This is a genomic window from Neobacillus drentensis, from assembly GCF_036965645.1.
Taxonomy (GTDB): domain Bacteria; phylum Bacillota; class Bacilli; order Bacillales; family Cytobacillaceae; genus Neobacillus; species Neobacillus drentensis_D.
This window is the reverse complement of record NZ_JBALPZ010000222.1, coordinates 1-1,667: the sequence shown is the minus strand read 5'-3', so window position 1 is coordinate 1,667 and position 1,667 is coordinate 1. Positions and strand designations below refer to the sequence as shown.

Genomic DNA, 1,667 nt, shown 5'->3' with positions numbered 1-1,667 from the left:
ATTCGCAATTTTCAATTGTTACCTTTTCACTTTTTGTCGTACCATTCAGAGTTTGAATATTTATTCTTAAATTATTAAACGTACAATTATTTTGCTTGTAAACCTTAAAGCCAATATCTGATACTGTTGTAGAATCAATAATGCAATTTTCTATTTTATAAGCAGTAATGGATGAACCTCCAGAAATATTAGCATATTTAATACGATTATTTCTAAAAGTATTGTTTATATTAGTTGTTCCCATATGAATATTGGTAACATCAACAAAATTATTTTCAGAGACATTTATTTGATATGAATTATTGGTACTAAAAGAAAAATTGCCGCCTGTAATGCTATTCTCGGTAATATTAACATATGCATTTCCAAAGTTAGAACTCATCAGACCTATACTGGTAGGACAATTATAAATGATGTTTCCTTTTATATTTGCACTTAACAAACTATAAAGATTAATACCAATTGAATCAACATTATAAATATGGTTATTTTCAATTTGAATCGAATAGCACCCAGCTAATATTCCGTGATTACTTCCGTATATGAGATTATTTCTAATAACACAGTTATCTCCATAGGAATCTTCTTGATTGATTGCATATCTAGTAGGATCGCTAAAAAAAGGCTTTCCATCTAAAAAGCTGTTGCTTCCTTTACCATTGTCTCGAATGGTATTATGCTGAACAACATTATAACTTCCTCCTAGTGATATGCCGCCTCTATGTCCATTGTAGACCTCATTAAATTCCACAACATTATGGTGAGGGATTAAGCCGAACTTTAATGTGATTTGTAAATTCTTAGAAGGATTTGTTTCACCTGCAAAGACCATTCTCATTTTTACAGCATTTAGTGGAATTGAAATATCTGTATAAATTTTTCGCTTTTTAAGAACACCAATAAAGGAGTTGTCGGCCTTATAAAAAAAGACGTCAACATCTTTATTTACAAGATTAGTTAACCTTGAGTACCCTGCGCCAGCTATTAGAAACGAGGAAAATTGAGCGTCCGTAGGAATATTTATGAATCCAGTGGTTAATGAGTTTGTTGAAGACACTAATTGACCTGTTGAATAATCTAAAGAATTTAATGTTAGATTCATATTAAATTCTGCTAATTCCCTAATTGCAGAGCTAGAAAATGTTATATTATCTCCCATATAATCTCTTACAATACAACTTTTAATCGAACTGTATTTAGTACTTTTTCGAAATACAACTCCATAACTACTTTCCACTCTTCTTTCAGCAGTTGCATTTAAAAAGCTACGATCATCCCTACAGCCAATAATTGTTCCATTAATTAAGTGAGCATTCATTACATTTTCAAATACTATACTATTTCCTGTAAAATTGTAATAATCAGCGGTTGTCCTATTGTCAAAAGGAGATTTTCTATCAGAATCATAAATTACTTTTAAAGTGGATTCGTTTAAATCAAAAGTCATGTTGCTAGCCATTTTTATTTCTCTTGGATAGCATAAGGCGTATTGCCCTTTAGGCAATATGATACCGTTAAAACCATTATTAACCGCAAATTGTATTGCATTATTTATTCCTTGAATATTGTTATCAGCGATCTGATAATCTGCATTTAAATAAGGTTTATTGGGTATACCTTTCTTGATATTCCATCTATCAAGTTCTATAAGATACATTGCTATCACC

At 30.5% G+C, this 1,667-nt stretch carries 1 protein-coding gene; it reads right to left on the bottom strand.

The window, feature by feature from the left end; translation table 11 throughout:
- A partial coding sequence (locus V7266_RS28840; RefSeq protein ID WP_335472649.1) for a right-handed parallel beta-helix repeat-containing protein occupies positions 1 to 1,666 on the bottom strand: 1,666 nt, incomplete at its 3' end.
- Position 1,667: the final 1 nt, after the last annotated feature.